General features: G+C 26.4%; 29 protein-coding genes. 5 read left to right on the forward strand and 24 right to left on the reverse strand.

Annotated elements, in window-relative coordinates; translation table 11 throughout:
* Positions 1 to 472 precede the first annotated feature (472 nt).
* The 5 genes from prfH to BUB01_RS02065 form a co-directional block, all read right to left on the reverse strand.
* Positions 473 to 1,072 carry a peptide chain release factor H gene (prfH, locus tag BUB01_RS02045; protein WP_072984802.1) on the reverse strand — a complete coding sequence of 200 codons (600 nt, stop codon included), beginning with the start codon at positions 1,070 to 1,072 and terminating at the stop codon, positions 473 to 475.
* Positions 1,073 to 1,081: 9 nt separating this feature from the next.
* Positions 1,082 to 2,149: an RNA ligase RtcB family protein gene (locus BUB01_RS02050; RefSeq protein WP_072984804.1), complete on the reverse strand. Its 1,068-nt coding sequence runs from the start codon at positions 2,147 to 2,149 to the stop codon at positions 1,082 to 1,084.
* A 282-nt stretch (positions 2,150 to 2,431) separates the two neighbouring features.
* Positions 2,432 to 2,980, reverse strand: coding sequence for an NADAR family protein (locus BUB01_RS02055; protein WP_072984806.1), 549 nt, complete (start codon positions 2,978 to 2,980; stop codon positions 2,432 to 2,434).
* A gap of 301 nt (positions 2,981 to 3,281) precedes the next feature.
* Positions 3,282 to 3,773, reverse strand: a complete 492-nt coding sequence (locus BUB01_RS02060; RefSeq protein ID WP_072984808.1) for a hypothetical protein — start codon at positions 3,771 to 3,773, stop codon at positions 3,282 to 3,284.
* Between the two features lie 92 nt (positions 3,774 to 3,865).
* A complete protein-coding gene (locus tag BUB01_RS02065; protein ID WP_072984810.1) occupies positions 3,866 to 4,522 on the reverse strand; it encodes an L-2-amino-thiazoline-4-carboxylic acid hydrolase in 657 nt (218 codons plus the stop codon).
* Positions 4,523 to 4,859: 337 nt separating this feature from the next.
* Here BUB01_RS02065 and BUB01_RS02070 point away from each other — a divergent pair, with 337 nt between their 5' ends.
* The 4 genes from BUB01_RS02070 (at position 4,860) to BUB01_RS02085 (ending at position 8,370) form a co-directional block, all read left to right on the forward strand.
* A complete protein-coding gene (locus BUB01_RS02070) occupies positions 4,860 to 5,540 on the forward strand; it encodes a response regulator transcription factor (protein ID WP_072984812.1) in 681 nt (226 codons plus the stop codon).
* Between the two features lie 120 nt (positions 5,541 to 5,660).
* A complete protein-coding gene (locus BUB01_RS02075) occupies positions 5,661 to 6,584 on the forward strand; it encodes an ABC transporter ATP-binding protein (protein WP_072984814.1) in 924 nt (307 codons plus the stop codon).
* A complete protein-coding gene (locus tag BUB01_RS02080) occupies positions 6,577 to 7,374 on the forward strand; it encodes a hypothetical protein (RefSeq protein WP_072984815.1) in 798 nt (265 codons plus the stop codon). Before BUB01_RS02075 ends, BUB01_RS02080 begins: the two co-directional genes overlap by 8 nt.
* A 99-nt stretch (positions 7,375 to 7,473) precedes the next feature.
* Positions 7,474 to 8,370: a sensor histidine kinase gene (locus BUB01_RS02085; protein ID WP_072984817.1), complete on the forward strand. Its 897-nt coding sequence runs from the start codon at positions 7,474 to 7,476 to the stop codon at positions 8,368 to 8,370.
* Positions 8,371 to 8,457: 87 nt separating this feature from the next.
* On the opposite strand, the gene BUB01_RS02090 is transcribed toward BUB01_RS02085, so the two are convergent.
* The 14 genes from BUB01_RS02090 to BUB01_RS02155 all read right to left on the reverse strand — a co-directional run bounded on the left by BUB01_RS02090 (position 8,458) and on the right by BUB01_RS02155 (position 20,715).
* Positions 8,458 to 9,060 carry a VanZ family protein gene (locus BUB01_RS02090; protein WP_072984819.1) on the reverse strand — a complete coding sequence of 201 codons (603 nt, stop codon included), beginning with the start codon at positions 9,058 to 9,060 and terminating at the stop codon, positions 8,458 to 8,460.
* 232 nt (positions 9,061 to 9,292) lie between these two features.
* The gene (locus BUB01_RS02095; RefSeq protein ID WP_072984821.1) at positions 9,293 to 10,057 is read right to left on the reverse strand and encodes an ABC transporter permease; all 765 of its coding nucleotides are present in this window, start codon (positions 10,055 to 10,057) and stop codon (positions 9,293 to 9,295) included.
* Complete coding sequence (locus BUB01_RS02100) at positions 10,054 to 10,971, reverse strand: ABC transporter ATP-binding protein (protein ID WP_072984823.1); 918 nt, start codon at positions 10,969 to 10,971, stop codon at positions 10,054 to 10,056. The genes BUB01_RS02095 and BUB01_RS02100 overlap by 4 nt, the downstream gene beginning before the upstream one ends.
* Positions 10,971 to 11,171: a PLDc N-terminal domain-containing protein gene (locus BUB01_RS02105; RefSeq protein ID WP_072984825.1), complete on the reverse strand. Its 201-nt coding sequence runs from the start codon at positions 11,169 to 11,171 to the stop codon at positions 10,971 to 10,973. The genes BUB01_RS02100 and BUB01_RS02105 overlap by 1 nt, the downstream gene beginning before the upstream one ends.
* An 11-nt stretch (positions 11,172 to 11,182) precedes the next feature.
* Positions 11,183 to 12,289: a helix-turn-helix domain-containing protein gene (locus tag BUB01_RS02110; RefSeq protein ID WP_072984827.1), complete on the reverse strand. Its 1,107-nt coding sequence runs from the start codon at positions 12,287 to 12,289 to the stop codon at positions 11,183 to 11,185.
* A gap of 323 nt (positions 12,290 to 12,612) precedes the next feature.
* Entirely contained in the window at positions 12,613 to 13,071 is a 459-nt protein-coding gene (locus BUB01_RS02115) for a DUF2628 domain-containing protein (protein ID WP_072984829.1), read from the reverse strand.
* Between the two features lie 301 nt (positions 13,072 to 13,372).
* Complete coding sequence (locus BUB01_RS02120) at positions 13,373 to 13,768, reverse strand: PBECR3 domain-containing polyvalent protein (protein WP_072984831.1); 396 nt, start codon at positions 13,766 to 13,768, stop codon at positions 13,373 to 13,375.
* A gap of 176 nt (positions 13,769 to 13,944) precedes the next feature.
* Entirely contained in the window at positions 13,945 to 14,262 is a 318-nt protein-coding gene (locus tag BUB01_RS02125; protein WP_072984833.1) for a hypothetical protein, read from the reverse strand.
* Positions 14,263 to 14,564: 302 nt separating this feature from the next.
* Positions 14,565 to 15,737, reverse strand: coding sequence for a radical SAM protein (locus BUB01_RS02130; protein WP_072984835.1), 1,173 nt, complete (start codon positions 15,735 to 15,737; stop codon positions 14,565 to 14,567).
* Complete coding sequence (locus BUB01_RS02135; RefSeq protein ID WP_072984837.1) at positions 15,716 to 16,828, reverse strand: hypothetical protein; 1,113 nt, start codon at positions 16,826 to 16,828, stop codon at positions 15,716 to 15,718. Before BUB01_RS02135 ends, BUB01_RS02130 begins: the two co-directional genes overlap by 22 nt.
* Positions 16,829 to 16,872: 44 nt before the next feature.
* A complete protein-coding gene (locus BUB01_RS02140; RefSeq protein WP_072984839.1) occupies positions 16,873 to 18,213 on the reverse strand; it encodes a hypothetical protein in 1,341 nt (446 codons plus the stop codon).
* A 14-nt stretch (positions 18,214 to 18,227) separates the two neighbouring features.
* On the reverse strand, positions 18,228 to 18,461 hold the full coding sequence (locus BUB01_RS02145; protein ID WP_072984841.1) for an acyl carrier protein: 234 nt from the start codon (positions 18,459 to 18,461) through the stop codon (positions 18,228 to 18,230).
* Between the two features lie 53 nt (positions 18,462 to 18,514).
* Entirely contained in the window at positions 18,515 to 19,438 is a 924-nt protein-coding gene (locus BUB01_RS02150; RefSeq protein WP_072984843.1) for a 3-oxoacyl-[acyl-carrier-protein] synthase III C-terminal domain-containing protein, read from the reverse strand.
* A gap of 527 nt (positions 19,439 to 19,965) precedes the next feature.
* Positions 19,966 to 20,715 carry an MBL fold metallo-hydrolase gene (locus BUB01_RS02155; protein ID WP_084108190.1) on the reverse strand — a complete coding sequence of 250 codons (750 nt, stop codon included), beginning with the start codon at positions 20,713 to 20,715 and terminating at the stop codon, positions 19,966 to 19,968.
* Between the two features lie 303 nt (positions 20,716 to 21,018).
* Between BUB01_RS02155 and BUB01_RS02160 the strand changes: the two genes are divergently transcribed.
* Entirely contained in the window at positions 21,019 to 21,288 is a 270-nt protein-coding gene (locus BUB01_RS02160) for an MBL fold metallo-hydrolase (RefSeq protein ID WP_278337106.1), read from the forward strand.
* Positions 21,289 to 21,319: 31 nt separating this feature from the next.
* On the opposite strand, the gene BUB01_RS02165 is transcribed toward BUB01_RS02160, so the two are convergent.
* The 5 genes from BUB01_RS02165 to BUB01_RS02185 all read right to left on the reverse strand — a co-directional run bounded on the left by BUB01_RS02165 (position 21,320) and on the right by BUB01_RS02185 (position 25,689).
* On the reverse strand, positions 21,320 to 22,480 hold the full coding sequence (locus BUB01_RS02165) for an ArsA family ATPase (RefSeq protein ID WP_072984847.1): 1,161 nt from the start codon (positions 22,478 to 22,480) through the stop codon (positions 21,320 to 21,322).
* Positions 22,481 to 22,497: 17 nt separating this feature from the next.
* Positions 22,498 to 22,722, reverse strand: coding sequence for a hypothetical protein (locus BUB01_RS02170; protein ID WP_072984849.1), 225 nt, complete (start codon positions 22,720 to 22,722; stop codon positions 22,498 to 22,500).
* Positions 22,723 to 22,734: 12 nt separating this feature from the next.
* On the reverse strand, positions 22,735 to 23,901 hold the full coding sequence (locus tag BUB01_RS02175; RefSeq protein ID WP_072984851.1) for an ArsA family ATPase: 1,167 nt from the start codon (positions 23,899 to 23,901) through the stop codon (positions 22,735 to 22,737).
* Positions 23,902 to 23,980: 79 nt separating this feature from the next.
* Entirely contained in the window at positions 23,981 to 24,481 is a 501-nt protein-coding gene (locus BUB01_RS02180; RefSeq protein ID WP_072984853.1) for a MarR family winged helix-turn-helix transcriptional regulator, read from the reverse strand.
* An 86-nt stretch (positions 24,482 to 24,567) separates the two neighbouring features.
* Entirely contained in the window at positions 24,568 to 25,689 is a 1,122-nt protein-coding gene (locus BUB01_RS02185) for a zinc metalloprotease (RefSeq protein ID WP_072984855.1), read from the reverse strand.
* Positions 25,690 to 26,109 lie beyond the last annotated feature (420 nt).

Genomic DNA, 26,109 nt, shown 5'->3' on the forward strand with positions numbered 1-26,109 from the left:
CACCTCCGTATATCTATTTTTTATACCTTTATATAAATGAACTTAAATTCATCTTATACTTTTGTTATTATATATATAAGTTTCAATAAAGATTATTCAAAAAATTAAATTTACTTTCACTCATAATTTATCATAAGTGAAAATCTAAATTTTAATTTAGTTATTTAAACTTACTCATACGAATGTAAATGAGTAGGAGTTTCATATTATTAAGTCTTTTATGGAACTTATAGAATCAAATTAAATAATATATATGATTCTAATTAGCTATTTTTAACTAAAAATGTTTAGTTGTTATTATTTCTTAATAAATTTGTTTTTTATGTAGAATATTAATTAGAACATATATACAAAAATAATTAAATATATTTATCTAATGTTTTCAAAAATATGTCTTATACTTAATATAACCAAGTATCTAAAAGAAAAATCGCACAGAAAAAGTGAGATTTCTCTTTTATAAATTTAGTAATTACTTACCCTTATATCTTTTAAAATCAACTCCTTTATAAATTCTAATAGGATTTCCTCTAATAATATCTCTATTTTCCTGCCATGAAATCTTACTTTCTCGTCTTGCTAATTCCTTATTTTTATTTTCTAAAAACTCATATAACCTTTTAATAGCTTTCTTTCTATTCATTATTTGAGATCTTTCTTCTCTAGCTTCAGCTACTATACCTAAAGGCTCATAAATAACTCTTACTCCAGTTTCTACCTTATTTACATTTTGACCACCATTTCCACTTACTCTAAAAGTTTCATATTTAATTAAACTTTCATCAATCTCGTGTCTTTCTAAAACTTCAATCTCTGATACATCGATAAACCAATTTTTTCTTTTATGCTCTTTTCTATAAGGACTTTCACAAATCCATTTAATAGTTCCTTTAATATCTGACAAATCCTCATCTGAATGTATAATGACTGACTTATATCCAACTTTATTTTCACCTAAAGTCGTTTCTAAAATTTCTATATTTTTAAATTCTACTAATATAGATTCTAAAAACTTTTTTACTGCTACTTCACACTCTAAAGGGCCACTTGACGAACTTATTTGTAATTTCATAAAAATCACCTACCCTTTAAAAGTTATTAATGGTTTAAGAGTAGCAATAACTGTAATAAGATTAAATTCCAATAAACTATTAATTACATCATCTATATTTTTATATGCCTTTGGGGTTTCTTGATAAAGTAATTCAAGGTCATGACATACAACTGAGCTTTTTAAAGCAGTAGTTTTAATATCTTCTCTACTATAATTAGCTTGAAGTTTTCCCTTACACATAGATCTTGGCCACTTTCTTCCTGCTCCATGCGATAAAGAATTTAATGATATTTCTGTATCTTCTTTAGGAAGAACTATATAGGTTAAACTTCCTCTGGAACCTGGAATTATTACAGCACCTTTTTTACTAGATGTTGCTCCTTTTCTATGAATATAATAGTAACCTTCTTCTTCTAAAAAATTGTGATTACAATCTATAATACTTTCTCCAATAGAGTTATACCCTAAATAATCTAATATTTTATCTGCAACTAATCCTCTATTTCTTTCTGCCCATATTAACGCATACTCATGATTTCTCAAATACTTTTCCCCTAATTCACCATTAGGATCTAAACCTTCTTTAAAATCAAACTCATCTAATATATTTTGTCCAAAATTCCTAGACCCACTATGAATTAAAAGTAATATATCATCTTTTGTTATATTTAATTTTTTAAATTCTTCTTCATCTACTACTTCATTTAATATTTGAAACTCCGCAAAATGATTTCCCTTTCCAATAGTTCCGAGTGGATAAATTGGTGACTTACCTTCATAAGGACTCTCTATTTTTACTTCATCTAAACTTTTTAGTTTTTCTAACTTCTTTACCCATCTTTCCATCTTAAATTTTTTCTTGACTACACCAGTTTTCACAAGTTTCATACCACATCCTATGTCTCCTCCTATTAAATGAGGATATATAACATCTTTTGTCTTTACAGCTACACCTATTGGAATTTTGCCTGCATGTAAGTCTGGTAATCCTACTATTCTTTCTATTCCTTTTAACTTTGATATTTCTAGAAGTTGCTCCTTAGCTTGAGATTCTAGCCAACATTTATTATTAATTATTATTTCTATCTTGTTCATTTTTTCTCTCCTTATTATGGGTTATATCCTAAAAAAGGTCGCAAAAAAGTCGTGACACTATAGCCACAACTATAAGAAACATTTTTATTCATTCACGAGAATGAATTATATTATATTCTTTAATCCTATCTTAGGTGCGTGGTTATTGTTAATTTTATATTTAATTTGTTTAAAGCATTTTTCATTTTTAACATACTAACCACTTCCTTCCATAATAATTTAATTATAATATATCATATCTTCTACACACTGTAAATACCTACATACTAAAATCAATATATTTTATCCTTTTAAAATATCTCTAACCTCCATCAATGCAAAACCTAAAAAATTTTCTCCCTTCCATAAAAGAGGATTTTCTATTCCTTCAATATCAGCTGATAGTCCTATTCCCCACACTCTATCATATGGACTTGCTTCAACTAGTACTTTATTTCCTGTAGTTAATAAATATTCTTTTAAAGCTTCATTTTGTGAAAACTTTGCCTTATTCCCTCTTAGAACAATATCATATTTATTCTTATTCCAAACTTCTTCATTAAAGTTTTTAACCTTTCTTCCTAATGCTTTTATCTTTCCTTGCTCTTTTGTTTTTAATATTTCCTCTAATACTTCTTCATCATTAAACAATCTTGCTTTCTCAGCCATCATGTATTGCTCAGCACAGCAATATACTATATTATCAATTTCAAATTCACTCATCCACCATTGACTAAAACAAGATTTTGTTATTCTCCCATTTTTTGAAGGTCTATGCCCCCAGAAAAATTCATACTTAATTTTATTTCCTCTATTAAATTCACTTTTTACCCATTCTAATGTATACTTCATAAAATCATCCCCTATTCATAGTCTAATTTAATTCAAACTCATACCCTAATTTATTCAATAGTTCTTCACCATTTTCAAAAAGATATCTTTTCTTCTTTGAAAAATCAATAATATTCTCTAAAAAATATTGAAGCAGCTTTACCTTTAATTATTTATTTTGGCTGTTTCTATATAATTTTCAATCTTAACCATATATCGTGATAAGCCTAATTGAAAAAAATTGAATTGATATATCTATCCTCTTTCATCATTAAACATCCTATTTTTTTATTCTATACTTAAACTTTACTGCAATATTACTCTATCCAATATTTTTCAAATATAAGATAGCTTTATTTTCACTTATAATATTTTCTACAACAAATTCCTCATTATCTTCACAGCCTAAAATTAATAATGGAACTATTAACCTTTCAATTTTACATTTATCTGATTTCAAAAAATACTTCATCACATATAAAGCCATTACTAATCCCTTTATTAAATTCTCCTCCTTAGATTCTTTCACTAGTAATTCATATACATACGCTTCTCCCTTTTCCTTATCTATATTTACCGCGCAATGATAATCAAAGAAAGGTATACTTGATTTACTTCCTGCCATACATACAATTGGTATATTTGAATTTATAAAATTATTAATAATCAAGTTAGCTTCATATATATTAAAACTTCTACTTTCAATGCAGCTGTTGTTTTTGCCTTCATAAATAATATGATAATAATTAAATTCTAATAAATGTTCTCTAAATCTTTCAACAAGTTCTCCTTTTAATATTGTTGGAGCAATCATTTTTTTCTCCTCTTTCTTATGTTTTAGATTTTACATAATGTATATGAATATTTTTTCTATTTATAAACTACTAAATAAAGTCTTCACTCTAATTATATTTCTAATCTTTTTTTATCTTCATTTGATATTTTTTCACTTTCACTTTTCCCATTTATAAAATAAAAATCACATTTATCTTGCCCTCTACCAATCGTTCCATTGCGTTCAAATATAATATTAGGAGCAAATCCACCTAAAGTTATATCATCATTAGAACAAAACAAAGGACATAATTCAGAACAATTATACTTCTTAGTTGTCTCCATATATATACAAGTTTTAAAGTCAACATGTATTTCTTTATTATCATATTTTATCCATTCAATATCCCATCCTTCTTGCGGATATTGCTTTTCAATAAGTGATTTACAAGTCACCTTAAATAACTTATATCCAAATGGCATCTTACCAAGAAATTTATTTTTATTTTGAACTTTTTCACATGCAATTTTCAATATCTCACCTGTATACTCATATGCTCTTTCACAGGTGACATCAAATTTCTTAAATGCAAAATACATCGCTATTGTAGGTAGCATATTTTTATCCATATGCCATTTTATAGCTTTACTGTTTTTATAGTCAACTTCACTTTTCATTTTAGCTAATATATTTTCAGCAGTTTCATATATCATATTTCCTATATCTTCACCAAATTTACTTATACAATGTTTATAAAAAAAATCAAAGTTGGTTTTATTAAATTCCATTTTTCTCCCCCTTTTATATTTCAATATTATATAAATATTTTCATGCTCGTCAATATTTTACCATATATTTCTAATGCATACTTGTCTTCTTCTCGTAATGATCCAATATCCTTTTTACTTATCCAGATCTTCAACATGGCCATCATTGATTTATGAATCAAACTAATTTTTTTATAATCAATACCTTCTCTTAAATTAAAAAATGTAATTTTTTCTTTTGTAATTTTATTTAACTGTGTTTTGAAAATATTTTACAATACCACTCTAAATCTATGATAAAATATATGTAATAAAAAATAAATAGATTTTTAGGATATTTCTACAAGGAGGCTGACTTATGGATAGCATTTTAATCATTGAAGACAATAAAGATGTCAACTTAATGCTAGCAGAAGCATTAACAGATGCTGGATATGAAGTGGTATCAGCTTTTACCGGCATGGATGGTATGAATAAAATAAAAAATTATGAATATGCCTTAATTTTGCTTGATCTTATGCTTCCCTATAAGAGTGGAGACCAAATATTAAAGGAAATGAGAGAGTTTACAGACACACCTGTAATAGTTATTTCTGCAAAAGATATGGTAGGTACGAAAGTAGATATTTTAAGACTTGGTGCAGACGATTATATCACCAAGCCTTTTGATTTAGAAGAAGTTATAGCTAGGATTGAATCAAATTTAAGGCGTTTTAATAAGCAAATTAAGGAGAGCAAGATATTTACTTATAAAGATCTTATTCTTGATGATAATGAAAAAAGTATAAGTGTACAAGATGCCTTTATTGATCTTACTGCTAAGGAATATATGATATTAGAATTACTGCTAAAAAACCGTGGCAAAGTCTTTACTAAAGCAAACATTTACGAGCTTGTCTGGCAGGATGAATTTTTTGACGATAACAATGCGGTTAAAATCCATATAAGTAATCTTAGAAATAAGCTTAAGAAAGTTAATCCAAATGAAAAGTATATAGAAACTATATGGGGACTTGGTTATCGCCTGTATAAGGAGTAATTGAAATAGACTTTAAGTTTTCACTATTTATTATCACTTTCTAAACATCTTTTTTAATTTCTAAACTTTTTCTAAACCTTTGATTTATATACTAAGATTATAGAAGGGAGATGTAAAAAAATGAGTGAATATGTATTGAAAACAAATAATTTAACAAAGGAATATCGCGGTGCCTATGCACTTTATAATGTTTCAATTAATATGAAACCTGGAAAAATATATGGATTGATAGGTCAAAACGGAGCTGGCAAAACAACTTTGATGCGTATAATAACAGGACTTACTTTTCAAACAGAGGGAAATATTGAACTATTTGGACATGGGGGAGATAGGGAACTACAGACTGAAAGAAAGCGTATTGGCTGCATGATTGAAAATCCAGGTTTAATCCTTAACATGTCTGCAAAAGAAAACCTAAATTTTCATAGAATTATGCGGGGAGTACCTAATAAGGAACTAGAAGATGAACTACTAGAAATGGTGGGACTTAAGGAAGTAGGAAATAAGAAAACAAAAAACTTTTCCCTTGGAATGAAGCAAAGATTAGGTATAGCAATTGCTCTGCTAGGTAGTCCTGAATTGTTAATTTTAGATGAGCCAATAAATGGACTTGATCCAGTAGGAGTTGTAGATATACGTAATTTACTAAAAAAGTTATGTGAAGAACGTCAAATGACAATCTTAATATCAAGTCACAATTTACCAGAATTATATCAGACTGCAACAGATTATATTATTATACACAAAGGTCAGATTAAACAGACACTTACCCTTGAAAAGCTTGAAGAAAACTGTAAGCACCACATAAATATTGCTTGTAATAATACTGAAAAACTGGTAACTATATTAGAAGAAAAGCTTAATACTATAAATTATAAGGTTATGCCTGATAAGACGGTCAAATTATACGACTATCTAAATGAAAAGGAACTGGTATCAAGAACGCTTTATGAAAATAATGTTATAATGACGAATTTTTCAACTGAAGGAGATACACTTGAAAATTACTTTATATCAGTTATAGGGGGCTATCATAATGCTTAATTTAATTTATTCAGATTTATTCAAACTTTTTAAATCCACAGCAGTTAAAGTATCGTTCTTTATAACAAGTATGTGTGCAGTATCTCTTATCATAGTATCACGTTTGAGTGCAAATGGTACACTTGAAGAAAAAGTTACTGTCAATACAATATTCTTATCTGATGTGTTTGTAATGTCTATAATTGGAGCAGTTATCGCAGGTATATTTATCTGTAGTGATTTTGAAAATAAAACAGTAAACGCAGCAATTTCTTGTGGTTATGGAAGAGGTACAATACTTGTAAGCAAGTCAATTGTATATTTCTTAGTAATGGCTATTATGTTACTTCCATATTCAATAGGAACCATTATTGCCTTCGTATCAGGAATTAAATTTGGAACATTAGTTATACCATCTGTATTTATGGATATATTCTCAAACAAGGCAGGACTAGAGATCTCTGTGAATGTAATTTTCAAAATGCTAGCAATTATCCTGACCTTAACAATAGTTTATGCAAGTCGTCTAAGTATCTGTGTTTTACTAGCCTTCATACTAAGAAGACCAGTTTTTGTAGTAGGTACAGGCTTTGGATTAGCTTTTGTTTTTGACTTTATTGTAGTAGTTAAAGATAAGCTAGGAGTATTCGGAAAATTACTTGAATACAATCCATTTGCACAGAACTATCCAGTATTAACTATGGCTTCTGGAGCAGGAACTATATTAAAAGCAATTGTTTGCAGTATAGTTTTTATTATTATAATTTTATCAATCACCTACATCATATTTAGAAGAACAGAAATTAAGTGAGAATCCAAATTTTGAATTTAGTAATTCGAACTTACTCATACGAATGTAATGAGTAGGAATTTCCTAAAAAATATTTTATAGAAAAGGTTGGTGCAGATAATGCTAATTGCAGTTGTTATTCTTACTATTATTGTTATAATACTCTCTATATATGTTACTTTTATTCAGCTGCAATTGCATAATATAAACAAACAGCTTCATAAAAGGTTATCAGAAAACACGCGTCAACCACTCAGCTTAGAATTGTTTAATAAGGAATTTGATGACCTTGCTATCAATATTAATAAATGCTTAAAGGCAGAGGAAACACTACGTCTTAATAGTATTCGTGAAGAAAAAAGATTTAAAGAACTGATTGCAAACATTTCTCATGATTTGAGAACACCACTTACTGCTATAAAAGGATATCAGCAACTTATGGAAAAAGGGGAATTAACTGACTCCCAGCGCGAAAAACTTCACATCACTCAAAAGCATTCTGAAGAATTAGGTCGTATGATAGAGCATTTTTTTGAATACTCCTATCTCATAAATGTAGAGCCTGTAGTTAATCTTGAGCGAATTAATCTTACAAACCTTGTAACAGAATGTCTTGCAGATTTAGTAACTACACTTGAAGAAAATAATCTGACTGTCTCTTTAAAAGCGTCTAGCTCTATTTTTATTCTTGCTGACAAGGAAATGGTTACAAGGATTGTACAAAATCTGATTCGTAACTGTGTCCAGCATTCCACTGGTAATATAGAAGTAAGTCTGTTAACCTTCGATAAAAGAGCGATTATATCAGTTCGTAATTCAGTGAATCCCAATTGCGAACTTGAGGCAGATAAACTATTTGACCGTTTCTATACTGGAGATAAGTCTAGAAACAATTCAACAGGACTAGGCCTATCCATAGTAAGGCTACTTGCAGAACAAATGGATGGCAGCGTAGGAGCAGAAATGAAAGCTGGACTGTTGGATCTTCAAGTAAAACTGCCATTATATAAAAATTAATAAAAATATAGATTTTTATAAAATATAAAAGCCTGAAAGCTCTTGATTTACAAAAGGTTTCATAGGCTTTTTGCTTGTCTTTATAATTTATACTTCAAAACTTCTTTTTACTATTTTAAAATTAAACCTATCAACTAATTTTATAAATACTAAATATAAGCCATATCCTATAGCTACTCCTAATGTATTTAATATTACATCATCAATATCAACAGCTCTAATACCAATGTTTAAATAGTTTTCTATAAATTGAAGAGCTTCTATCCCTATAGATACAATCAATCCTAATAATACTATATTTTTAAAGTTTCTAAAGCGTTTAAAAAATAATGGTACTATTATAGCTATAGGCATAAGTAATATAAAATTTCCTCCTACATTTCGTAAAAATATTTTAAATCCAAAAGCATATGACCAATATTCTGAATTTACATTTACATTATAACATTCTATAATACCTTTTATAGGTATATAATTAACTATTAAATCTCTTTGTACATGATTATTCCCTATAAATATAGGTAATAAAGTAACTGAAACTAATACTATAATATAAATTCCAAATAAAACACCTAATATTTCTCTCCATATATTCACATCTACTTTTTTCTTCTTCTTTATTGCAAACTTAAAAATCGATACTAAAATTAAAATAATCAGTCCATAAATAATTACACCAATATTAATCATTACACTCTCCATCTTTTTACTTTTTATTACATTTAATATTATCATACTAACCCAATAAATAAAATCATATTTTAAAGATATTTAAAGCTTAAATAATTTCAAAGAAAAATAAAAAATACGGGTAGTTCAAAATGATACAATCCCACCTCCATAGATAAATGAAATTTAATTATTTCATTTGTCTACTTAAGTGGGATTGTATCAAAATGTGGACTACCCTATAAATTATAATTTATAATTTATTTCTTTCAAAGATTTTTAATGAAGCTACTAGTGCTATTACTATTAATACCACAGTAGTGATTATTGTTACTTTAATATCCCTAATTTCCATCTTATCTGTTATTAAGTCCATATTTTTTGAAGTTAAAGTATATGGATTGAACTTTATAATTTTAGGAAACAAATTTATTAATGCTAAACTTCCATAGATAATAGCTGTGAGTATTAATCCTCCATAACTACCTTTAACTATTGTACTACCTAAAATAATAATACTAATTAAAAAAACTCCAAATAACCATAAACTAAAAAGAGCTAATACTAAATTGTTAACTGAATGTTCTCCAAACAAATAAAATGTATATATATAATTAGTCGCTATAGCAATTAAATAACCTAATGTCCATATTAAAACTGCCGAGCTTAACTTAGCTAAAATTATAACTCTACGAGATAACCCCTTAGAAACCATATTTACTAAAGTTCCTTTTGTAACATCGTTAGATAATAATCCGCTAAATATAAGAAGTAAAGCAAAAATCCCCATTTGACCAATATTTTTTAAAAATTGAGCATACGCATCTATATACGTTGGTTTTGGAATTTTTATTTCAACTCCTTGAGTGTTCATAGACGATATTATATCTGGCATTATCTTTGCAAATAAAGGACTTACCATCCCGAAAACAAATAATACTGCTAAAAATATAAATAACTTATAAGTTCTTACTTGCTCAATTAATTCTTTTTTAGTGAAGGCTATATAACTCTTCATTGTACCACCTCCATAAATAGATTCTCTAAAGATGGTTCTAATACTTCATACTTTGCTATTGATATATTATTATTTGCAAGTAATCTTATTATTTCTTTACTTGTTTCATCTACGTTATTAACCTTAAGATTAACTTTCTCTTCATTTACTACAATATTAATAACATTCTTTATACTTTCTAGCTTTTCTTTAAAGATAGATATTTCATTTTCATGATTAAGTTCTATGAATATACTATCACTTCTAAAATTACTTTTTATCTCATGAAGCTTCCCACTCATAGCTATTTTCCCATTGTTAAGAAGACCTAATGTGTCACATATTCTTTCTACATCTGAAAGTATATGTGTAGAGAAAATAATAGTAGTTTTATCCTTTACCTTATATAAAATATCTAATATTTCTTTTCTTCCAACAGGATCCAGTGCAGATGTTGGTTCATCACATATTACAAGTTTTGGCTCGTTAAGTAGAGCTTGTGCTATACCTAATCTTTGTTTCATTCCTCTTGAGAATCCAGCTATCTTCCTATTGTTACCTTCTAGTCCTACTAATGATAATAATTCTTCACTCTTTACTTTTATATTTCTCTTGTTCATACCTGTAATTTCACCGCAAAGTTTTAGATATTCATATGGCTTCATATACCCATAATATTCTGGAACATCTGGCAGATAACCTATATATTTATTTGTCCTCGCATTTCCATAGACTACTTTTTCACCACAAACATAGATCTCTCCTTTACTGGCCTCAAGAAGTCCAAGAATCATCTTCATAGTAGTTGTCTTTCCCGCTCCATTTTTCCCAATGAAGCCAAATATTGAATTCTCTTGTACTGAAAAACTTAAGTCTTCTATTACATTAAATCCATTAAAACTCTTATAAAGATTTTCTACCTTTAAAACCTCCATTATTCATCGCTCCTACCAATAGTAAAATAAAGGATAGGTCCTATAATCTGTATAAATACTGAAACAATTATCCATATTACCTTATTCCCAATCTTAAACTTATCATGTTTTAATATATGAACTACTGCTGCAAGCATTAATGAAAATTCAACTATTATTATTGGTATTAAAAATGGTATACTTTCCTTTATATTTTCCATATTATTCACTCCTATATATCCTTTAATCTTTTAATTAAATCATTAAACTTTTCTTCTTTCTCTAAAGGTTTAAATACTGGGTTATCTATGACTGCTTTCTTTATTTCTTCTTTAATAATCTTTTCATTTCTTGGTGATTGATTCCCTAAATCTAACTTTTCAAATAATCCCTCTATACAATCAAAAACTTCATTTGTTTTCAACTTAATAGGAAAAAATTCAGTATTTGAAATTGTTCTTACATAATTCTCTAACATGTTTATTGCCTTGTCATTTTTTCCATTCATAACATAAATGTAAGCTGTAATATAATAAATTGATAAATAACTTGAAGGATATATTTCTTTAATATTAAATATTTTACTTAATTCTAATGTCATTTTAATCCACTTTTCAACTTTTGCAATATCATTTCCATATAACCTTATAAGACTTGGTACTGCTCCTAATATTCCTATTACATTTCCATAAATATATTCTTGTGAAATTTTTACAGCTTTATTTGTATCTCCTTTCATTTCATAAGCATTCGCTAATAGAATTTCAGGATTTAAAGAAAGCTCTGTAATACTTTCTAAATTAATTATTGCTTCACCAACCCTATTTGTCATTAATAAACAAGTAGCTTTCAAATAAGTTGCTTGCCTACAAAGACTTGAATCTTTACTATTCTTTATAATCCTTTCAAATATATCTTCTGCTTCTTTATATATTTCATTAGTTCTTTCTTTATCCCCTACCAAATTTACATGATTAATCAATAACAATGCTATATTGAACTGAAGCCTAAAACAAGAATAGTACTTCTTAGCATAATCCATACATTCATCATAAACCTCATCAAAAGATTTTTTACTAAAATCATCTGATAGTCTTAAATATAGACTTTTGATTTTTTCTTTTGTCAATTGTGGATGATAACCTATTAACTCATCTACACTTATATCAAAGTAAGTGGCTATTATAGGCAATAAAGTTATATCTGGATAACTTTGATTTGACTCCCACTTTGATACTGCAGATTTTGATACACCAATAAAATCTGCTAATTCTTCTTGTGTAATTCCTTTTTCCTTTCTTTTAACTAATATATTAAATCCAATACTTATTTCTTCCATAAATAACGCCTCCTTATACTTCAATTTTAAAATTCGCTTTATCTTTTTACAATGGAATGATAGTTGTTTTTCTTCTGAAAAATCAACTAATAGTCAACTTTATTTACTTTTAAAATTATTTATTTGTTTATTTAGAAACTCTATACCTTTAAATATTTTTAATAATCTCTATATTTAGCATCCAAAAACCCCTATAATAATACATTTCTATGCATTATTATAGGGGTTCTATCTTTCAAATATTACTATAGAGTTATTAACATTATTTTTTTAAAATTCTAAATATTTTAACAAAAGAATAATTGTGTAGATAATTTTAAGTCTTAACTCTTATTTATTAAAATAAAAATAACCATAATAAATATTATTAAGAATAAAGTTGCCATAATTTTATTAGTTCCACCTACTTGAGAAAGCTTATTATGCTCTTTACTTGCGTGAACATCCATATTTTTTACTTCTGCCATCTTTTTATTAACATGTTGATAATATATATAATTTCCATATAATCCAAACACAATCCTTATTAATAAACTAGTATAGGTAAACACACAAATATCAAAAGTTATCTCTAATAAAAAAATTAATATACTTGGTAAATATATCTTTCTATTGATCAACCATATTGGACCAAATAAAAAAGCACCCCAATTCCACGTGATTTTATTACCATTATTAATTGATTTGAAATTCCAATAAAAATAATTTGCTTCCTTATCTCCTACAAATGAGTAATATTCATCCACTGTATAAGGAAGTTGTTGATTATAATTATCTTCCACAAAAAAATTCTCCTTTTATATAAATATAATAAATAATAATTCAATTAACTAACTAAATTATTTTTAAATCACTTTATTTTAACTCTTTGTTATAATAGAATAGCTACTTTACCATAAAACAAAAGCACCCAAGACTTGGGTGCTTAACTCTTAAAACAATAATTTGGCAGGTCGGCGTATCCTGCATCTCTGTTAACAGCAAAACTGCGTGTGGGGAGCCATTTCCCACCTCAAATCATTATTTTCATCTACTACTTTATCCATTTTTATTATACTTTATTCTTATATTAAAGTCAATTTTTTATTTTTTGAATTTTTTAACTCTTCCACTACTAATTCTGCTTATTAGTTTAGCCTCTGTTATCGGATACAATGATGCTACATAAATATAATGTTCATCTAAATCAACATCAATTGCTAATAATAAATTTTGTTCTATTTTTTTTACAAGCTCAATGCTAGTTCCAACTTTTTTAGGATGTTTTCCTACAAAATCTGGTTTTCTTATAATTAACTTTATATAATCAATTATATTATTTGTAACATAATCTTCTAGATTATTTTTATGTTTTTTCATTATGTGCTTAATCACTCCAGGAGACATATAAACTTCTCCATAATATTCAAATTCTGCAGTTTGGGCTAATTCCTTATTTATTTCTCCAACAATTTTATATGATTTTTTATCATTTGCCATTAATACTCCTAATATATTAATATTTTTTAATCGAAAATTAATTTTGTAAAATAATATTTTTATAAATCAATTCAATTTTTTTATATTATATCTAACTATATTATCGTATAAAATCATCTTTTTTTTATATAAACTCTATTTTAATTATACCCATATATATTTTTTTTATAAATATTTTATATTATTTCATCATTTATTTTCTCCAATAAATTTATGAATTCTTCTTGATTTTTACGTTCTAAGTACATATTCAAAAGAGCTCCAGTAGGCATTTTATTAAGCCCTTTATATCCATTTTCTAAAATTTCACTTAAAGTATTTATAAAATTTTCTTTATTCTTTTCTGCATTTTCAAGCATCTCACTAACTATATGATTTATTAATTCAACTTTTATCTTTTCTCTAATCTTCTCAGTATATATCTTCATATATGTTTGAGTTTCTTCATCATATTTAGAAAAATCTCCTGATATTATATCTTCAAATTTGTACATTTACTCACTCCTATCAATTATCAAAGAACTCTTTTCTCTACTATAACAGTTATAATATATTTTAACATAATTATAGCTAAAATGAACTTCTATAATTTATTAATTTAATAAATTAAATTATAAGCGCAAAGTAAATAATATAATATCCAATAAACCTTTCCTGATAGTAAAACATAAAAAACTTTTATTTTCCAAAAATTTCTATAAAAAGATACACAAATTTATTTTAAAATCTAAATAATTAACTTAAAACTATTTCTATATCATAATATATTCATAAACCTTATGATAATAAAGACTTATTATACTCCATGTAAATATAGTAGAATACACTTAGAACATACAGGAGTTAAGTTTGAACTAAGAATTTCCCTACATTTTTTAAAATTATTATTGTGCCATAATTCCTCTACAGTCTCATTATTCAAATCTCCTACAGTGAATTCAGGAAAATTCTTGCATACAGTTACTTTACCAGATGGAAGCACATTCATACGATTTGAAATTGACAAACAACACTTTCTATGTTGTGCTGGAATCTCTTTTCCAGCTATAAAGTTCTCAATTTGCGGTATTTCTAATGCTGGCTGAAATCTAATTCTTATATTCCAAACCCTACTATTTAACCTTTGAATTTCAGGAATTAAAACTTTCAAAATATCTTTATTAAGATTATATTTGTATGAATGCCAGCTTGGAATATAATCATCATTAAATGTTTTTAACCAATCAAAATTTTCTTTGAAATATATATCCATATTATTTGCAGTATCTTCTGGAAGGTACCATGGATAACCAAAATATACAGTATTAATTCCTAACTTTTCAAAAAACTCCATAAAATCATATAGTTTACCAGTCATAGCTTCACTTATAACACAATTTACGGAAACTTCTCCCTTAAAGATTCCTTTTTTCTTTAAATCCATTAAAAGTTTTATATTCTCAATCACTTTTTTAAATGTACCTTTTCCACGAATAGCATCATTTTCTTCTTCAAATCCATCAACACTAATAAGTAGTACTACATTTTCTGATATCTTTAATAATGAATCTAATTTTTTATCTACAAGAATTCCATTTGTACATATTATAGTCCAACGTTTATCCTCTTCAAGTATTGAAATTACTTCATCCCAATAACTATAACAAAGAGGTTCTCCCCCCCATAAATACATATTAGACTTAGCCTCTCTAGTTTGAAGAAAGATTTGCTTTAATACTGATTTATCTAACTCCCCTGATTTTGTATACTCATCCACATTCTGAAGATATCCATCCTTATTCCACTCAAAACAATGCTTACAACGTAAATTACATCTATTAGTTAATTGAATTCCTATTTCTACTGGAAGGTTAGTAGCAAATGAACTATTACTATCTCTATTATGTTTTGTATTAGATATATTTTTTAGTGTCTTTTTAAGTATATTAAAACTATTTTCATCAAATTTTACATTAGTATTTGGTTGCATAAAAAACCTCCATTTATTTTATTTATTAAATAAGAAGTATAACTTTCTCTTTTTCCTATTTCATTCAAAATATTAAGATGAAGTTTCTCTAAAAATTCCATTTTATAATGTATTTTTATAAAATCATCATAATATATACCAAACCCCAAACTTTGCCATAAAGTTGCATTTTTCTTTTCATATTCTCCAAAAGGCTCTAACATTATTAAGGGTGTAGCAGATGATAAAGAATCAATAAGTGTTGCACCACCTGGTTTACTAACGATTCCTTTTGATTTACGAATTAAATTAAATACATCTGGATAATTATCATTGCTTTTAAATTCAGTTACATTAGTTTTTACTTCTGCAAAAGGAGGAAATATATAATTGTCATCTTTATCTCTTATCCATGGATTCCAACTTGGATCAATCATAAAATACCTATTCAGTTCATCATTAAATTTAACCTCAGAATAATCATAAGCAATAATGTAAAGTTTAATTAAAAATTCATTAAGTTCATTTATTTTATTAGTATAGGTTCCAAGTCCCCATCCTCCTCCATGAATTAAAAGCCTGTCCTCTCTGTCTTTAAACTCTATAGGAGATTCATCAGAAATAAGTAAATCTTTTAAAAGCTTATTATCATTGTAACTGTATAAAAATTCATTGTGACAATAACTTGGAATATTCTTAACCTTTTTCCAAGAAGCTGAAAAATCACTATCTATATGAATGCACTCACAATGTATGTCTAATTCATTATATTTCTGTTTATAAAGCTCTATTATTGGCAACCAAAAACCAGAAACAACAATAAAGTAATTTATTTTTTCTCTAAACCAATAATCTATAATATTCTCAAGCTTTTGATTGCATATTGATGACATCATATCTTTGGATATCTTAAGTCCTACTAATGCTACTGAAAAATTTTTATGATATGCATCTTTATTAATTGGTATTTTATCCTTTTTCTCTTCAACAATAAGATTTTCAAGTACAAATACTTCAGAAGATATATCATTCTTTTTTAAATCTCTATTTATTATTAAACCAGGAACATAAACTCCAAGTCCTACTCCTGAACATAAAACTGCAACTTTCATATTTATTTACCTCTTTTTACTAAATAACATTTTATTAAAATCATCTAATTATATATCTGAACGGATAATTCATATAAAGTCTTCTTTACTTTATCTAATATATTTTCTCTTTCTTCACTATCACTAGATACAATACACATATAAAATCTGCCCTTATATATTTTTTCTTCTTTTGGCGAAATATCCAAGTCTCTATTTATAAACATAGTATTTGAAGAAATAGGTATTAAGCCTGTAGTCAAATTACTATAAAAAATAAGTCCTTTACTTTTTAAAGCTTCAAATAAAATTTCAAATGTTAAATCCTTTTTATATCCTAAATTAAGGAAACATAAAGAACCCTTTAAATTATATCTTTTTAAATATTGATCCAAATAGTAATTTATAAAACCCATGGATTTTCTACAGTTTATTTCTATAATGGGTACAATATCTCCATTAGCCAAAATCATAGAGTCAATGCATACATCTCCAAAATATCCATCTTCATGTAATTTATCTGCAATCTTTTCTATAGTGTAGAAATAATTATTTCTATATAAATAATCTACAAAATCTTTATCAGCAGTAATTGAACCTAAGTAGGCAAAATTAGAATTAATCATTTTTTGTACGCTAATAATTTTAATCTTACCCTCTTTAGAGATGTTAAGACCACATGAAAAATCAATTTCCTTTTGGAGAAATGGCTCTACTACAAAAAGTGTTTTTAACCCTTTATCCTCTTGTGCCTTAAGATATTTTGCAATTCTATTTATAAGTACTTTTGAATTTAAAAGCATATTTCCTTTTCCAGATACACCATATGGATCTTTAATTAATAATCCATTATTAAATTTAGCTTCATTACTCAATAAAACAAGTTCTTCATGGCTACTTATAATCTCACCATAATATTTAAGGTTCAAAATTTTAGATAAATTTTGAGAATATACTTTTGAATTAACATTCTTTACTATTTTATAGTCACATCCATTATATTTAAGGTTTAAAGAATAAGCTAAGTTTTTACAATACTTCATTATAGAATAGGGTTCTAAGCTCCTATCCTTGACATCATAAGGGAAAATATCATTAAACAAATTCTTATTTTTGTATAAGACCTCAAAGATACTATTATCATTTATATCTTCAACCGTTTCTACATTTTTATTAGTACATAAAAAATCAAACCCTATACTCTCTAAATAGTCTTTTAAAAAAGAATTGAACTTATATCTTGTTATTAACAAATCTTTTGATTTAGCTAATGGAAATAAAAGTTCATCCATTGAACGTATTATGTTATAACTATTCTTATCTGGAATTTCTGGTAGCTTTGCATAACCTTCATCTTTCCAATATTTTTCTGAATTGAATTCTCCAATTAAAATAGTCTTATTCATTAATAACTCCTTAACTATATTGTTTTTAAATAATTACAAAATGAATTTATAGATTGTAAATAGGAGAATTCAAATTTTTCATAATCAATTTCTTTATTAAAAACTTCTTCTACCCTCAAAATGAAATTAATCATTTGTAATGAATCAATTCCTACATCATCAATTATATTTGAATCTAATGTCAATGAATCTTTCAAAGCTTCATCTTCCTTTATTTCTGATAAAATTTCAATTATTTTTTGTTCCATAAATAAGCCACTCCTCTTTTATACTTAAATACTTAATTTTTTCTATTAAAAAGCTAATTTTTTTCTATTAATATAGATACATAAGTTTGATTCTCAGCAATCATCCCCATTGCAAATAAAACTAATTTTTCCTTTTCAAATACTAAATTTTTATCAATAATATCCTTTAAATTTCTAATAGTATCTATATCTCCAACATGACCCCCAAAGGGTATATTTTTTAAGAAAAACTTTTCTGGAGATATTTTCAAAACCTTAGCATGTAATCTATATACAATTTCATTCACATTTTGTGGAACTATAAATTTAACATCATCAGTTGTTAATTTATTATTTTCAAGAAGTTTTAATATGGCATTTTTTATATTTATAGTAATATCTTTTTCAGAAAGTATATACGGAATATTCATATACTTTTTATAACTATAAGTACCATCTGTCCTTGAAAAAGAATCTAAAATCTTTAATTTACCTTGATTTTCAATTACAATTAATCCAGCCCCATCCCCCAATATAGTAGGAAATACATAACGTTCTTGTACATTATCAGCTCTACAAATACTAGCTATTAACACTTTTTTTGCTTTATTACTATTAATTAATCCATCAGCAAGTTCAATCGCTTGAAGTGTTGTTGAACATTCTTGATTTAAAGCAAAAACTGTTGCTTTATTCATATTATATTTTTCAATAATTACATAAGGAATGCTTGTTTCATTACAAATATTTCTGTCAGCTCCCTGAAAAATAATAGCATCAAAGTCACTTGCTGAATTATTACTCTCAATATACTTGTCCATTAATTTAAATATCATTTCATGATTGTTTAATTCATTTTCCACAGAAATATTTTCAAGCTTGCCCTGATTCAACATATATTTTATATTAATAGATTCATCATTTATCTGCTTTAGAATTTCTTCTGCTTTTTCATATGTTTTAGGCATATAATAATCTAAATAACTTATATAACTCATACTTACAAACTCCTACTTTATTTAATATTTCATTTATTATCATATACTTAAAAATTCTGTTCCTATTTTCTGTATGATTAATTGCTGTATGATATAAGACTAAAATATAAGTATATATTTTACTTAAAGTTTAGTTCTTGCATACACGTTTCTTTTTGGATAACTATATCATATATAGTATTTTTTTGCAAATTTGTATATAAGTTCACAAATTGTGTATTTATAGAGTTATATTGAAATATTTATAACCTTCTATTAAAACATTTATAACAAAAAGAGGATTTTTTTATTAAATCCTCTTTTCAATGCATTTAATATAACTATCTAACAATCACTTTATTTAAATTTTTTTTCATAATTATCGCTATAATTTTCATATATTTTATTAAATTTTATAGAATTTCCATTACTAATTGCTACTATATCTCCAACTTCATCAGTTCTAAATATTTGTGCTCCTACAGTTCTTAGTCTTTCTATTGTTCCTTGATTTGGATGTCCATAACTATTTCCATAACCAACACTAATTACAGCATATTTCGGCGATACTGCTGATAAAAACTCCTCGCTACTTGATGTCCTACCTTTAAAACATCAGCTTTTAAATTAAACCTACTTTTAAGCATTTCCTTCTCTGACACCTCTTGTGCATCTCCTGTAAATAAAAAAACTGTGTTTCCATATTCTAATTTAACTACTATTGAATAATCATTAATATTTTCATAGTCATCATTCTTTGGTGCTAATACTGTACACCTTGCGTTTCCTATATTAAATTTATCCCCTACAACTGGTGAAATGAACTTTACCCTTTTATTTTTTGCGGCACTTACCATTCTTTCAAATGTTCTTGTATTTGCAGATACTTGAGGAATATACATTTTTCCTATGTCAAAGGTATTTATAACACCTGGCATCCCTCCAATATGATCTTCATGTGGATGTGTTGCAACAACAACATCTAGCTTATTTATTCCTTGTTTTTCTATATAATTAATTACTGTTTTTTCGTGATCTGTAGTTCCTGCATCTATCAACATAGCTTCCCCATCTTTCTCAATTAAAATAGAATCCCCTTGACCTACATCTATGAAATGTACCTTTAAGTCTTGGGAATTTTTTTCACTTGTATAACATTCCTGACTTTTTGCCAAAAAACTCTTCTCAACTGTATTTTTATTATTTATTATGCTACTATTTGTTAACGTTCCTACAACTGCAAAAAATAAAACTACTATCGATAGTATAAATAGTTTATTCTTATTTATTGATTTCATAAATTCTCCTCCTATTTATTTGAGTTTGCTAATGTAATAAATAAATTTTTTTATTTTATAAACTAAAAAACTATTCTTTCATTTCCTTGCTCCTTCAGATTTTTTCACCTTCTCAATCTTAGCATCTTAATAGTTCTTTTAAGATTATAATTTCGTAAACTATCTGTAAAATTTTAGAATAACTAAAGTTAAAAATTCTCCATCTAAATAATTATCATTAAGTCTGGAAAACACATAAAAATGTAACATAAGGTTATAATATTTTCTAGAATAATTATATGCATAATAAATAACGTTGATAGCATTAAAATTTATCATGCTGGAGATACTTCTATGATAGACGAGATGAAAAATTTAAAAGATAAAAACATAGACTATGCCCTTCTTCCTTATGATGGTCAATTCAATATGGGACCTGAAGAAATGAGTAAAGCAGCTAAATTAATAAATGCAAAACATGTTATTCCAATACATGGAATATCAAGAAAACCTTCTGAAATAAAGCTAGATAATCTACTAATACTAAATCCAAAAGAACGAATAGAACTGATAAAATCAAAGACCATATATTAATTTTATATATGGTCTTTGATCTTATATAAGTTTAAGCAAACTTAATATTTAATTTTCCATCATCATATTTTGCACCTAAAACTTCTTTTGATTGAAGTTTTTTAGGTAATACAAAACATCTTTTTTCATTCTTTATACCAATTATAAGCTCATCTCCATTTTGCGAAAGAGATAACTCTCTTCTATCTACAAACGGCATCCTTACAGATAATATATAACCTTCTTCTTCCTTATTAATCGAAAATATCTGTTCCTTAAACAATACTTCTTCTGGTCTTAATTCTCTATAGATGTTATCTCCAACTTTTTTAAGAAGCTCATACCTTCTAAGCTCACTTTTCATTAACTCTAGTTTAAAAATAGGAATTCCATTAAAGCTATCTTCAATGTCCTTAATGCTTTGCTTTTGAATATCTTCCCATTTTTCAAAATATCCTTTTATAGATTCCTCAGGAAATATCTTATTTATTATTATTCCATCCACATTATAATCAAATAAATGAAGATAAGAAAAACTTCTTTTAGCTTCTTTTACAACTATCTTTTCAGGTGTAGTTACTATTCTTATACTAACTATCTTCTTATTCAGCATAAGCGAATGTAGTTCATCAATTTTAGCATATAAATTTTCAATTTCATCAAAAACATCATCTGTAGGCATTGGTATTTTCATAGTTGGTTCTATGATAGGCTTCATTATCTTAGCTCCCTTTTTCTTCATAGGAAATATCCTTTCCATCCACCATTTAAATAAGTCTGGGAACTTAAGTAATGACATAGTTTCTCCGGTTGGAGCACAATCAACTATTAAAACATCATATTCTCCCCCATCATATAGCTCCTTAATCTTAATTAAAGCTAGTAATTCTTCAAAGCCTGGAAACACTAATAATTCCTCTGTTTCTATAGTTTCCTTTGATTTTAATATCATTAGTTTTTCAAAATAGCCTTTTATATTTCCCCATTTTTTTTCATTCTCTACATTAGAATCTATTTCCATAGCATACAAGTTTTCCGATATCTGTATAGGCTCATTAGATAACTTTACCTCAAAAGAATCACTTAAACTATGAGCTAAATCTGTACTTATAACTAATACTCTTTTGCCTTCACTTGCTATTTTACAAGCTGTAGCCGCTGCAATACTTGTTTTCCCTACTCCACCTTTACCTGTATATAATATTATTCTCATTTTCCATCTCCCCCTTCTTAATTAAAATCAACACTTATCTTTTTTGTGTTTTTGCTTTTCACATTAACCTTTTCTTTCATATCATCATTAATTATTTCAAATGCAATATCTTTTACTAAATTAAAAACTTCATTCTCAAATTTATCTACTTTATTTTTAACTGAACTTGGCATTATCTGCTTAAAAACTTCATATTCAAGTCTTTTTATTTGAATAACCTTTTTAATAAATTCCTTATTCATGATAAAAGCCTCCTATTCAAAAATAATACTTAACTTTTCATTTTCTAATTTTGCAGACACTATTGAACGATTTCTTATTGTATTTGGTATAGGAATATTTCTTTTAAAATTACCTATTTTAATAATTATATCTGTACCTGATTCAAACAAATCAAAATCTGTTTTATTTGCAAACGGTATATAAACTTCTAATCTATATCTATCATCTATCTTTTCAAATATTTCATTTTGAGTATTCTTTAATACCTTAAATAATTCTTTATCCTTAAGTGAATCACAAACAACTCTTTCTAATCCTCCTATTCCATTTATATCAACTTCATACCACTTTATTTTATAAGTTGGTATATTAACAAACACTGCCTCCAACTCTTCTAAATAACGGTTTTGATTTACCTTCCATTCATTAAAAAAGCTATTGTCTATACCCTCTGGAATTATCCTATTTATATATAAGCCATCAACATTAAAATTATATAAATTTAAATACATATAATTTCTTTTACTCTCTTCAATAACCATTTTTTCTAGTATAGTAACAAGTCTAATACTGCATATTTCTCTATTCTTTAAAAGATTTTGTAATTCATTAAGTCTTACATATAACTTTTCAATATCATTTAAAGCCTTATCATTAGGCATTTCAATTTTAAAGGCAACTTTTGATATAGGTCTTAATACCTTCATGGCCACTTTACCTACTGGAAATAGCTTCTCAATATACCAAGAAAATAGTTCTGGAAACTTTAATAAAGATAACGTTTCTCCAGTTGGAGCACAATCAACAATTATTAAATCATATATATTCTCATCATATAAATCTTTAATTTTAATTAGTGAAAATAACTCTTCAATTCCTGGAAATACAACTATATCTTCAAAAATTTCAGCATCTTCTTCATTATTTTTAGGTATCATATTTTTAAAAGCCTTTGCTATTTCTCCATAATGTCTCTCCATTTCATGATTTGGATCTATTTCTAAAGCATGCAGATTATTAAAAATCTCTATTGGCTCTTCTTTTATTTCTTTTTCGAATATATCACTTAAGTTATGAGCCATATCTGTACTAACTATTAAAGTTTTAAATCCTTCCTTTGCAGCCTTTACTGCATGTGCAGCTGCAATACTTGTTTTTCCTACTCCACCTTTACCTGTAAAAATAATAATTCTACTCATGATAATCCTCCTTTAATTCGTTTAAAGATTAGTTCTTTGCTCGAAGTATTTTGTAAAAAAAACAGCTTACTTAAATAAGCTATTCTATATTTATCCTTTTAACTTTCTTAACTACTTTTTCTTTCTTATTAACAGTATTCTTTCCTTCCTTTAATACAGAAATAACCTTATTGACTATACTAAAAGTAATCTTCTTTTCCTCTTCAGTTAATGCTTCATATATTTTTTTAATATAGTATTCAATATCACCTTTTTCAGCTTCAACAAACTGTGAACCTTTATCTGTTAAAGTAATATTTACTACTCTCTTATCCTCAGCATCTCTTTTTCTTTCTACTATTTCTTTCTTTTCTAATCTACTAATCACACCAGTAGCTGTATTTAAAGGTGCATTAATATACTCAGCAACATCAGACATAGTAACACTTTTTTGTCTATAAATTAGTAAAATTGCTAATACTTCATTCTTAGAATAATCTAAAAAAGCATTACTCCACTGATCTGGAAATAATAAAAATTTAAATTCATCTATATAATTTAAAATCAAAGTTTCTATATTAAAATTTTCATTAGTTATCATACTCTATTCCCCCTCAAATTATTCTTAACCCGAAGTATATTTTAATTCTACTCCCGAAGTATTTTCTTGTCAATGATTTTCACTTATTAATATTTATTTTGTTTTACAAATTCTATTATTTCTAATTCACTCTCAATTTCAGCTTTAGCTGGATATGTTTTCTTAATCTTTTCAATTTCATTTAATATTTTGTTTGCTTCTTCTATATCTTTTTCAATTATAACAGCATAAGTATACATTAAACGTTTCCTTGTTATATAACAATTAGTTGCCTTAATATATTTTTTCAATTCTTTTGTATATAATTCATCAATTACATCTTGTCTACATTCACCTATTATCTCATAAAAAAGAAGCTCACAATTAATTTCATTCTTAAATAAGTTAATCAAATTAGGTGCGTCATTTAGTAAGTTTTCATAACATTCCTTTGCTTTATCAAATTCTTTTCTATCATGATAGTATGCTGCCTCTAAGCATTTCATACTACTAAATAATGAATTGCTTAAATCAACTTGTGAAGGTATTTCATACCACTTTCCTGGTATGTCTTTCATTCTTACTCCCTGATAAAGTAATCCGTTTACCCTAAGTTGAGTATAAAATGAATATCTTGCAAATTTATCTCTCTTGAGTGATAACAAATTATAACCATCATTAACAACCCCTGATACCTTCATTGGAATACCATTTGCAAGTAGATCATAAATTCCACTAATCGTAATAAAAATTAAAAATGTCCCAAGTAATTTAGGCATAGGGAATACTATATATAAAATTATACTTAAAAATGATATTAATACATTCATTAATATTCCACCTAAATTATAAAAAGCATACGGATAATCATATTCATTCCCTTTTGGTGGCATCATAAGGCATTGTCCTGCTGTTCCAACAATTTTATACTTTTTGATTACTATTTTACCATTTTCCTTTACAAAGGTTAATGTTCCAACTCTAAAAGATACAAATTCATACCCAGACCAAATTCCACAAATTAAATGTCCTAATTCATGTAATATTAATTGTAATATGAAAGCAATTATAATAAGCATAATACATATTAAATTTATAAAAATGCTGTTTCCTGAAGTTACCTTGCCTATAATTATACCTATTATTCCACCTATCCCAATAGCTAGTATAATAAAAACCATTTTCTTTAATACATTCTTAATTTTATTTTTTTGTAATTTTTTATTCAAATTTTACACTCCTAAAAATATCTCGTGTATTAAAACGCCAAGATAAGTATTTATAATAAAATTACATAAACAATATAATCTATATTGTTTCATATAGTACTATATTCTATTAACTTGTCTTAATACCTTCTTAAATTCAATTATTAAACTGATACCAACCCAAAATATTTATTATTTTACTCTTCTACAAAATTTAACTTGTGGCTGTCCACCTTTTTCTATAAATTTTTTTACTTTATACTTATATAAAATAGCAATTTACTGATATTTAACATTATCTATATAATAAATAATAGCTGATATTTTTAATATTTTAATATATGATTCCCGTATACTTTTTACATTCCTATTTCAGAAAAATACTATTTCCCAGTATTATACCCTATGCTTGTATGAATATAATCTTTCTTTGAAATACTA

The sequence above is a fragment of the Clostridium cavendishii DSM 21758 genome (assembly GCF_900141845.1).
Classification (GTDB): Bacteria; Bacillota; Clostridia; order Clostridiales; family Clostridiaceae; genus Clostridium_AG; species Clostridium_AG cavendishii.